Consider the following 10,079-nt stretch of genomic DNA (forward strand, 5'->3'; position numbering starts at 1 on the left):
CACTGGCCTGCGTCGAGGGGCTGGGCGCCCTCGGCGACGACCGCGCCCGCCCGGTCCTGGAGGCGGCCCTGCCCCACCCCCGGCTGGGAGCGGCGGCGGCGGAGGCGCTCAGACGGTTGCGGGCGGGGTGAACGGGCGTACGGCGCCCGAGAAGAGCGCAACCGACCGGCACCCCCTCACCGTCCGACCGTCACCAGCGGCGCCAGGAAGGGGCTCGGTCTGCCGTGCCAGAAGATGTCCAGGCTGTCGCGGGCCCGTGTGGTGGCGACGAACAGCAGTGAGCGTGCCTGCTGGACCTCGCGCCGGTGGCGCACCGGATCGGTGGTACGCCTCCGGTTCACGTCGTCCCGGGGGACCAGCCCGTTGCTGACCCCGGCCACGATCACGCGCTGGTAATCGAGCCCCTTGAAGCGGAACATCGTGCCGATACGCACGCCATCGTCACATCAGACCGCTGGATGAGCTAAGTCCTGCCCCGTGAATGATCTCTGAGTCGTGTGGACGTGGTCGGTGACCAACCCGACTGCCCGTTCATCCGGCGAGGTTGAGGTTGTGCAGGCGGGCGATTCCGAGCATGGCGTGGTGGACCCCGTCGCCCTTGAGGCGGCAGCCGCGAAGGACCTTCCAGGTCTTCATGCGGGCGAAGACGCGCTCGACGCGGGCGCGGATCTGTTTGTGGGACATGTTGTGAACCTGTTTCCAGTCGGGCAGCTCTTCGCCTTTGCGGCGTCGGTGGGGCATTACGAGCCCGGTGACCGGATGGCCGCCGTCGGCGATCGCCATCGTCTTGCCGACGGCGGCCTTCGCGCCGGACTCCTCCTACGCCTTGCAGTCGTTGCGGTTGCCGGGCAGTGGCCGGCCGACCAGCACGACGAGCCGGGTGTCAGCTTCGAGGCCAGGGCCGCATACTGGCCGTCAGGGGGAGCGGGCAGGAATCCGCCTCTCGGCGTGATTCCTGCCCGCTCTGTTTCACACGGCTTCACGCGGCGGTCGGCGTATGGAGGCAACACGCAAAAAAATCACATACGTCCTCGCGAGCAAGGGCCTCGTGAGCGTCTACCTCATCACAGCCTGAGCGTCTTCGACGCCACCTGCACCGAGCTCGCCACCTGGATCAGAGGCCACTGGGGCATCGAGAACCTCCTGCACCACGTCCGGGACACACGTCCCGCGAGGACGACTCCAAGGTCCGCACCGGCAAGCTGCCACGAGCCATGGCCTCCCTACATAACCTCGCCATCAGCATCTTCCGCCAGGACGGCCAGACCAACATCGCCGCCAACCCTCCGCCACACCGGCCGCGACTACCACCGGCCCCTACGACCCCTCGGCCTCACGTGACGAACCCAGACAGATCACGTTCATGCAATGACCCTGCCCACCCGACACCCGTCGGAACAAACAGGGCGAAGTGATCACCTCGTCAGCCAGCGATCACCGCTGACGAATCGAGGTCAGTTCAACGGCTCCGAATCCCTACGAGATACATGCGGACCTCTACCTGGGTCTCCCCTCCAACTCGCCAGCAGCACAATCTGCTTGAGACGACTCAGAACCTCATGCCGAAACCGGCAACTATTACGTCAGGTCTTCTCGGCGTCCAGCGCGTCAAGGGCTGCCGGGGCGAGCGTGAGGAAGGGAGCTTCGGAGGCATTGCTCTCCAGGTCTCGCAACGGGATCATTACGCCGTTGAGGTCGAGATACTCCTCAAGGTAGTAGCCGCCCCCGCGTTCGTACATAGCCAGAAGCGGCTCGTACGGATCCGGCAGATCCGTGAGTAGGTCGCTGCCGGCTTCCCGCAAGGCTGCCCAGCGGACTGCGCCGCGGCAGGTGGTCCTGAGGGAGGCGGGGGCGAGCTCTTCCAGGAATTCCTCCAGCTCGTCAGCGATGTCGATCGGGGTCGTGATCGCGGTGTCGACGTGCTCGGCGATGTCGAAAAACGGCCAGGATGACTCGGCGTCATAAGCCCTGGCCCACAGGGCCGCCCGGCGCAGGTACTCACGCATCAGCAGAGCACGCGAATGGGCGTGGTCGAAGGCCGCGGAGTCGTCGTCCCAGTTGATGGCCCGCAGCCTGGCCAACACGATACGTGAAGAATTGTCGGTCACTTCAGGTTCAGCCCCTTGGCTCGCAGCTCATGAAAGACATCCTTAACGAAGTCATCGATATTCGACAAATCCGCGGCAAGTTCTGTTTTCGGATGCTTCAGGCCGAGCTTCTGCCAGGCGGTTCCGAAGCCACCCCGCACTGGGTTCGGCGCCAGGTCGTGAGCGCCGGCTGCACTAAGACTCTTGGGCGAATACCTTCCGCCGTCGGCGTACGTGCCGTCGGCTTCCTTCCGCCACAGGCCTGCCTGGTCCTGTAGGTATGGCAGACCAGCCTTCATAAGCCGACTCTCCACGTACTCATGCGTCATGAGGTTCCTGAATTCTTTGACCTGTGCCTTGCTCAGCGTGCCCTTGCGCGCACCGTCCCACAACCTCGCGATGTCGTCACGGGGTGTGAACCGACCGCGCACCCACTCGCCGGGCCGGACGATCACGTCGTGGAGGGTGCCCGTTATGTCGAGGAGCCAACGGCTGAGCACCCGACAGCGGCACTCTTCTACGACATGGTGCGCACCAACCCGGCTTCACTGAACATCCAGAGAATTTCAGACAACACCGGTATCAGCTTGGACGTGCTGGATCGGGTCCGGACACACTTCTTCCTCACCGAGCACGCAGTGACCCAAGGACCAAATCTTATGCGCCAGGCCTATTTCACGCCGCGTAGCGATATAGCCGAGATCTGGAAGGCGGCGAGCCGGCGCCCCCTTACCGCCGCCGAGACGCAGAAATTTGAGCGGTATATTGGTCACGAATACACCGAGAGCTACTTCATCGAGGCAGGCCTACCGTACGTGCGCGACGCTGAGCATCTCTGGGAATTCTACCGAAACCCGAATGAGTCCGGCTACTATCATAGCTGGCCTGAGAACTACCGGGACGCTGGCGCTCATGAGCTTGCACTGAACGAGAACCGAGGCGGATTCAACCAGTGGCGCGCCTTGGGGCTCGGGCTGCCAGAGGTCGAGTTGTCTCCCGGCCTGTCCAGCATCGATGAGGTGACGGCAGCCCTGCTACAAGAGCTGCGAGCAAAGGGGATTGCGAAGTGACTGACCGGGCATCGCCGGCCGTGCTGGAGCGCCTACGTGCGGTGGAGTGGACAGGAGACTGGGAAGATGGCGTTGCGCATGTCATGTCACGCCGTGTACTGATGCGTGAATATCTCCGTCGGGCGGGTATGTGGGCACACGCATGCTCGGCTGACACCGCGTGGCCCTTCTTTGACGCCACCGAATACCTGAACTCCGATTTCGCGCTTTCCCCAGGAATCGAAGCGGACTTGCGCGATTTCCTAGTCCAGCTGACAGGGGATGACGCCATCAAGCGTACCTGCACGGGTGCAGTACACCTGGCAGAACTTCGAACGCAGGGAGCAGCGATTGATGCGGATCTACCCGATCTCTACGAGCCGCTCATCCTATTCTACGAGCGGGGTGGCGAGTTCCTTCGCGACAACGCTGGGTTCATCGACCTGACAGGCGCGCTCATGCGTCCTGGAACTCTGCAGGGCCACTTGGGCACCCCCGCCCTGCGCTCCCTCGACAGCGCAGTGCTTGATGCAGTGGATGGGAAGGGGCGCATCACGTACTACACAGCAGCAACTGACTCGGAGGGCACCTTGTTGCGGCAGCGCGTCCTACAGGGTGAACAGCACAACGAGGCCTTCAGTCGGGACGGGCTGCGCTGGGAGTGCGCCGTGCCGCTTCCCTCGTCTGCAGAGAATGCTTCAGCGCTCGGGTTTGTCTGGCTGGACGAGATGGAAGCGGCAAACCTCATCGCGGAGACCCTGGCCTCCAGGAGTTGACAGACGGGGACAACGCTTCTCTCGTGGGCTTGGGAAGCCATGCGGGTCGTGCTGGCCCGCCGACTAGCCTCAAGCCTCCACGAGGTGGGGTGCGCCATGCTTGAGAAAATAAGCGGAGAGCGCTCCTGACCTACAACGATGGGACTTTTCTAGGGTCCTGTTGGCTGCACGGGAAGAAGCACTCTCCAGGTGAAGAAGCGTATCGGGTCCTACCCGCGTGTCCGCATCGAGGGCAGTGGTCGCAGGCCGGGGCGTGCTACTGGTCAAGATCGTCCGCAAGGCCGGGTTGGACGCCTTGTGAGGTGTCCCCTGGAGCGCGGACACAGGGGTTCATGCTGCGAGTGCGATCTACGCGTTCCTGGCGAGAGGTAGTACGTGAGTGGGGTCCCAGGCAGGGGCTTTGAGAAGTGATCTTGTGTCCGGGTTCGTCATGTCAGGCCGAGGGCGGTGAGGGGCCGCAGGTGGTCTCGGGCGGTGCGGCGGAGGGCGGCGGCGATGTTGGTGTGGCCGTCTTGGCGGTGGACGCCGATGGCGTGGTTGCGCAGGCCGGCCAGGACGCGGGGTAGATGCCGGGTGCGGATGTGCGAGGCATCTTCGTGGAAGGTCCGGTCGCGGACGTGGTGGAGCTGGTTCTCGATGCGCCAGTGGCCGCGGAACCAGGCCGCGAGTTCGCTGCCGTCGGCCGCACCGGGCGGCAGACTCGTGACCAGGTGGATCCGCTCGATCGTCAGTTTGCCCGTGCCCAGATCGCGTCTCCAGCGCACGACTTGGAGGACCTGGCGGGCGTGCGGGTAGTCGATGTGGGCGAAGGCCGCGGTCTTCAGGCGGCGGATCTCGTCGCGGTGATGGGCCCGGGTGCGCTCGACGTGGTCCAGGCGGATCTCGCGCCAGGGCAGGCTACGGATGCGCGCATGCAGTCCGGGATGGTTCCGCTTGACGACGGCGAGGTAGTGAGCCCCGCGTTCGTGCAGGTAGACGGCGTGGTCGTGCTGGGTGTGCAGGGCATCGGCGGTGATGACGGTACCGGTCAGGTCGAGGCCGTCCAGGAGCGGGCCGAAGGCCGGGATCTCGTTGCTCTTCTTGTCGATCTGTCGTTGGGCGAGGACCTCGCCGCTGTGGGTCATCGCGGCGATCAAAGCGGTGGCGGTCCGGTCGGCGGTCCGGGTGCCGCGGAGTGTCTTCCCGTCGACAGTGACCGCCCTCCGTCCCGACGATGGGGCCGGGCCTTGCGTTCCTGGAGAAAGTTACCGATGGCGCGGTCGAGTGCGTCGCCGTCCGCGGCGGCGAGGACGAGGCGGACGGTGGTGGCGTGGGTAGTCGGGCCGGACACCGAGGTCCGGGAGCGAGTACTCGTCGTGCCAGCTGACTTCGTGCTGCTGATGCCGCTCACCGACAACCTTGAGCAGGGCTTCGAGCGGGCCGTGTATCGATGCCTCGGGGCCGCCCCCACCTTGGACGCCCGGCCGAATTCAGCGACAGCAGTAACAAGCCATCCGTACAGCCTTGAGCGGGCGTGTGTACCGGAGTTCGGGGATCATGGCGCCGTCGGCCTCGAAGGTCTCCTCCGTGCCGTCCGGCCGGAAGTCGGCCCGCTCGTAGAAGCGCCGGGCCCGCCTGTTCTCCTTCAGCACCCAGAGCGTCATCCAGGCGAATCCTTGCGTCCGTGCCCGCGCGGTCACCTCGGCCAGGAGCGCGCGTCCGGTGCCCGTGCCGATGTGGTCGGGGTGCGCGTAGAGCGCGTACAGTTCCGCGCTCTCCGGCCGCGTGCTCCCCTCGCGGCAGGGGCCGTAGCAGGCCCAGCCGGTCACCGTGGTGTCCGGGGCCTCGGCCACCAGGTTCACCGGGCCGTCCTCCGCCATGAGGTACGCGCGCCGGTGCTCGGCGTCCCGGGCGGTGTCCATCGCGTCCAGATGCGCCTGCGGGATCATCCCGGCGTACGCGCGCTGCCAGCCGCGCACCCGGATCTCCGCCACGGCGGCGCAGTCGTCGAGGGTCATGGCGCGTATACGCGTGCCGGGGGCGTACGCGGAGGAGGGGCGTGGGGTCACGCGGGCCATTCTGGCGTACGCCCCCGGCACGGGGCTGAGCATTTATCAGCCGCGGAAGCCGAGCAGGCTGTGCAGGGCGGTGCCCTTCTGGCCCGTGGCGGCCTTCGCCTGCGCGCCCGCCTGCGCGCCCGCCTGCGCGCCCGCCTGCGCGCCCGCCCTCGCGGTCGGCGCCGCCTCCGGCTCCGGGAGGGCGTCGCAGACCGCGTCGGCGCCGCTGCCGGAGGAGCGGGGCAGGGTTCCGTCGGTGAGGTAGGCGATCAGGTGGGCGTCGAGGCAGTCGTTGCCGCTCAGGCTGATGCCGTGGTTGCCGCCGCCCTCCTCGACCACCAGGCGTGAGCCCTTGAGCTTGCGGTGCACGGCGAGGCCGCCCTCGTACGGGGTCGCCGCGTCGTCGGTGGCCTGGAAGAGCAGGGCCGGCGGGATCTGGTGGTTGGTGACCCGCACCGGCTCCAGGGGCTTCACCGGCCAGGTGGCGCAGGGCGCGTTGTACCAGGTGTTGTTCCACGACATGAACGGCGCCTTGCGGTGGGTCTGCCAGGTGTCGTTGCGCCAGGTGGTCCAGGACTTCGGCCAGGCGGCGTCGCGGCACTGGACCGCGGTGTAGACGGAGTAGCCGTTGTCGCCGCTCGCGTCGACCGCCGCGAAGTCGTCGTACGCCGTGGCCAGCGCGTCCTCGTCCTTGTCGTGGACGTACGCCGCGAACGCCTCGGCCAGTTGCGGCCAGTAGCCGTTGTAGTAGCCGCCGGGCAGGAAGGTGTCCTCCAGCTCGCTCGCGCCGACCTTGCCCGCGGCGGGGTGCTTCCGCACCGCGTCGCGCATCCGGTACCAGGCGGCTTCGACCTTCGCCGGGTCGGTGCCGAGGCGGTAGGTGGCGTCGTTCTTCGCCACCCAGGCGGCGAACGCCTTGTGGCGGGCGTCGAAGGCGTGGTCCTGGCCGAGGTTGTCCTCGTACCAGACGCCGTCCGGGTCGACGATCGAGTCGAGCACCAGGCGCCGCACGTGCTCCGGGAACAGCTTGGCGTAGACGGCCCCCAGGTAGGTGCCGTAGGAGTAGCCGAAGTAGTTGATCTGCCGTGCGCCGAGGGCCCGGCGGATCACGTCGAGGTCCTTCGCGGCGCTGACGGTGTCCATGAAGGGGAGCAGGTCCCCGTACTTCTTCCCGCACGCGGCGGCGAACGACGCGGCCCTGTCCCGGTTGGCCCTCTCGTCGCGGAGGGTGCCGGGCACGGTGTCGGGGCGTACCGGGTCGAAGTGCTTCGGTACGCAGTCCAGCGCGGGGCTGCTCCTGCCGACGCCGCGCGGGTCGAACCCGATCACGTCGTACTGGGCGGCGAGCTTCTCCGGCAGCGAGGACGCCACGAAGCCGGCCATCGAGAGCCCGCTGCCGCCCGGTCCGCCGGGGTTGACCAGCAGCGGACCCTGCGAGGTCTTCACCGTGTGCGGGATCCGGGTGAGGGCGAGCGTGACCCGGCGGCCTGACGGCCTGTCATGATCCAGCGGAGCGCTGACGGTTGAGCACTGCTGCGTCGGATACGCCTGGGTCCCGCAGGCCGTCCACTTCAGTGGTGCGGCGGCCGGAGGGGCCCCGGGTGCGGTGGACGCGGCGGACGGTACCGCGGTGACCAGCCCGGCGACCGTGGCGCCGACTGCGACCAGAATGCCTGCACGTTTCGTCATACGGCCTCCCGTGGTGGGGAATCGCGGCTGTGAGGGGCACAGCCACGGCCGCATGCTCCCCGAATCCGGGCGCGGAAGGACAGATTCCGGCAAGAGTTGACCCGATTGGTCAGCGCGCGGTGGCGCGGTCAGAGCAGGGTCAGCTGGGTGGGTCCCGGATCGTCCGGCAGTGGGACCGGCGTCGGAGTGTCCGGCGTGAGGACGCGGCGGGCCTCGCCCCGGCGGGCGGGGCCGATGCCGTACTCGGCCGCCAGCTCGTGCACCCGGCGGGTGACGCGCCGCTGGTACCAGGTCGGCGCGTACGCCCCGTCCGCGTACAGCCGTTCGTAACGCCGCACCAGCTGCGGGTGGTGCTCGGCGAGCCACGCCATGAACCACTCCCGGGCGCCCGGTCGCAGGTGCAGGACGAGCGGGGTCACCGAGTGCGCGCCGGCCTCGGCGACGGCGCGGACCGTGGCGCGCAGCTGCTCGGGGTGGTCGCCGAGGAAGGGGATGACCGGTGCCATCAGCACCGAGCAGCCGATGCCGTGGGCGGCCAGCGTGCGGACGACGTCGAGGCGCCGCTCGGGGGAGGGCGTGCCCGGCTCGACCGTGCGCCACAGCTCGCGGTCGGTGAAGCCGACCGAGACGGAGATGCCGACCTCGGTGACCCGTGCCGCCTGCTTCAGCAGCTCCAGGTCGCGCAGGATCAGTGTGCCCTTGGTCAGGATGGAGAAGGGGTTGGCGTGGTCCCGCAGGGCGGCGATGATCCCGGGCATCAGCCGGTAGCGGCCCTCCGCCCGCTGGTAGCAGTCGACGTTCGTGCCCATCGCGATGTGCGCGCCGTGCCACTGCGGGGAGGAGAGGTGCCGGGCCAGCAGTTCGCCCGCGTTGGTCTTGACGACGATCTGCGAGTCGAAGCCGAGGCCCGTGTCCAGGTCCAGATAGCTGTGGGTCTTGCGGGCGAAGCAGTACACGCAGGCGTGGGTGCAGCCCCGGTAGGGGTTCACGGTCCATTCGAACGGCATCCGGGACGCGCCGGGCACCCGGTTCACGATCGAGCGCGCGCGGATCTCGTGGAAGGTGATTCCCCGGAACTCGGGCGTGTCGAATGTGCGGGTGGTGACCGCGTTCGCGGCGAACAGGGCACCGCTCTCCGCTTTCGTGGTGTTGTCGGCCAGATTGTCCCAGCGCATGGACACCTCCTCGGTGGTACTGGGCAGAGAATAGAACACTTGTTCCCTTGATCGTGCGGCCCGCCCCCGGACGCCCGATTTTGAGGGGCGCACCGGAGGTGGTTGGCTCAGCACGACCCCGAACAACCGAGTGCTGGAGGAGCAGGCATGGCGCAGGTCGAGGCCACGACGGAGCGGATCATCGCGGCGGGCCCGGAGGCGGTGTTCGACGCGCTGGCCGACTACGAGGAGGTCCGGGGCAAGATCCTCCCCGGGCAGTACAGCGAGTACGAGGTGCGCGAGGGCGGCGACGGCGAGGGCACCCTCGTGCACTGGAAGCTCCAGGCCACCAGCAAGCGGGTCCGTGACTGCCTGCTGGAGGTCACCGAGCCCACTGAGGGGCAGCTGGTCGAGAAGGACCGGAACTCCTCGATGGTCACCACCTGGACCGTCACCCCGGCCGGAGAGGGGAACTCCAAGGCGGCCGTCTCCACCGTCTGGAACGGCGCGGGCGGCATCGGAGGGTTCTTCGAGAGGACCTTCGCGCCCAAGGGGCTCGCCCGGATCCACGACGAGCTGCTGCAGAACCTCGCCACCGAGGTCGAGAAGTAAGTCGTGTACTGACGCGGGCGGTTCGCGATCGGCCTCACCGGAACGAGTGGTTTTCCGGGGCGGCCGGTTGCGCGCCGTAACACCTCTCACCGGCGCATACGCCCTCAACGCGCGCCGCCTGCACGCCCGGTCGCGTTTGCCCCGCCTTGCCGCCTGATGCGAGAAATGGGCGGCGCAGGAGCGACGAGGGGAGCGTCAGGTGGTGGGTGGGATCACTCTGCTGAAGGACGAGGCGGACGGGCCCGGGGGTGACGGCCCCGGACCGGGCGGCGGGGAAGGTGGCGGGGAAGGCGGCGGGGCGGAGCCCGGCGGCACGGGCAGCCTGGCGGACGATCTCCTCGGGCGGTCCCCCGACGCATCGGCCGGGCCCGTCGCCGTCCCTCCCGCGCCGCCGTCCGGAGCCTCGTCCGACGGCCCCGCCGAAGAGATCAGCCCGCGCCGCATCCGCCTCGTCTTCCTCGGGCTGATGCTCACCCTGCTGCTCGCGGCGCTCGACCAGATGATCGTCGCCACCGCCCTGCCGAAGATCGTCGGTGAGCTGCACGGTCTGGACAAGATGTCCTGGGCGGTCACCGCCTATCTGCTCGCCTCCACCATCGGGCTGCCGCTCTACGGCAAGCTCGGCGACCTCTTCGGACGCAAGGGCGTCTTCCAGTTCGCCATCGTCGTCTTCGTC

The 10,079-nt window shown here is 68.0% G+C and carries 9 protein-coding genes and 3 pseudogenes; 4 read left to right on the forward strand and 8 right to left on the reverse strand.

Annotation, left to right across the window (positions count from 1 at the left end):
* Positions 1-176: 176 nt before the first annotated feature.
* From IH13_RS0125925 to IH13_RS0125940, 4 genes and pseudogenes are all read right to left on the reverse strand, one after another.
* Positions 177-437, reverse strand: a pseudogene (locus IH13_RS0125925) (3'-5' exonuclease); the annotation flags it as partial.
* Positions 438-531: 94 nt separating this feature from the next.
* Positions 532-894 (reverse strand): annotated as a pseudogene (locus IH13_RS38390) (transposase family protein); the annotation flags it as partial.
* Between the two features lie 689 nt (positions 895-1,583).
* Complete coding sequence (locus IH13_RS0125935; protein ID WP_031088358.1) at positions 1,584-2,108, reverse strand: hypothetical protein; 525 nt, start codon at positions 2,106-2,108, stop codon at positions 1,584-1,586.
* A complete protein-coding gene (locus IH13_RS0125940) occupies positions 2,105-2,542 on the reverse strand; it encodes a hypothetical protein (RefSeq protein ID WP_158791302.1) in 438 nt (145 codons plus the stop codon). Before IH13_RS0125940 ends, IH13_RS0125935 begins: the two co-directional genes overlap by 4 nt.
* Positions 2,543-2,545: 3 nt before the next feature.
* Between IH13_RS0125940 and IH13_RS0125945 the strand changes: the two genes are divergently transcribed.
* Both IH13_RS0125945 and IH13_RS44945 read left to right on the forward strand, forming a co-directional pair.
* On the forward strand, positions 2,546-3,157 hold the full coding sequence (locus tag IH13_RS0125945) for a hypothetical protein (protein WP_158791304.1): 612 nt from the start codon (positions 2,546-2,548) through the stop codon (positions 3,155-3,157).
* Entirely contained in the window at positions 3,154-3,912 is a 759-nt protein-coding gene (locus IH13_RS44945; RefSeq protein ID WP_234433388.1) for a hypothetical protein, read from the forward strand. Before IH13_RS0125945 ends, IH13_RS44945 begins: the two co-directional genes overlap by 4 nt.
* Positions 3,913-4,340: 428 nt before the next feature.
* Here the strand turns inward: IH13_RS44945 and IH13_RS38395 are convergent.
* The 4 genes and pseudogenes from IH13_RS38395 to IH13_RS0125975 form a co-directional block, all read right to left on the reverse strand.
* Positions 4,341-5,063: pseudogene (locus IH13_RS38395) on the reverse strand (ISAs1 family transposase); the annotation flags it as partial.
* Positions 5,064-5,381: 318 nt separating this feature from the next.
* Positions 5,382-5,969 carry a GNAT family N-acetyltransferase gene (locus IH13_RS0125965; RefSeq protein ID WP_051835926.1) on the reverse strand — a complete coding sequence of 196 codons (588 nt, stop codon included), beginning with the start codon at positions 5,967-5,969 and terminating at the stop codon, positions 5,382-5,384.
* A gap of 36 nt (positions 5,970-6,005) precedes the next feature.
* A complete protein-coding gene (locus tag IH13_RS0125970) occupies positions 6,006-7,637 on the reverse strand; it encodes an alpha/beta hydrolase (RefSeq protein WP_031088365.1) in 1,632 nt (543 codons plus the stop codon).
* 128 nt (positions 7,638-7,765) lie between these two features.
* Positions 7,766-8,812: an Rv2578c family radical SAM protein gene (locus IH13_RS0125975; RefSeq protein WP_031088367.1), complete on the reverse strand. Its 1,047-nt coding sequence runs from the start codon at positions 8,810-8,812 to the stop codon at positions 7,766-7,768.
* 147 nt (positions 8,813-8,959) lie between these two features.
* Between IH13_RS0125975 and IH13_RS0125980 the strand changes: the two genes are divergently transcribed.
* Together IH13_RS0125980 and IH13_RS0125985 are read left to right on the forward strand one after the other, a co-directional pair.
* Positions 8,960-9,403, forward strand: a complete 444-nt coding sequence (locus tag IH13_RS0125980) for an SRPBCC family protein (protein WP_031088369.1) — start codon at positions 8,960-8,962, stop codon at positions 9,401-9,403.
* Positions 9,404-9,602: 199 nt separating this feature from the next.
* Positions 9,603-10,079, forward strand: a 477-nt coding sequence (locus tag IH13_RS0125985; RefSeq protein ID WP_031088371.1) for an MFS transporter, incomplete at its 3' end; no start/stop codon positions are given.

Origin of the sequence: Streptomyces sp. NRRL WC-3549, assembly GCF_000721935.1 — a bacterium.
Lineage (GTDB): Bacteria > Actinomycetota > Actinomycetes > Streptomycetales > Streptomycetaceae > Streptomyces.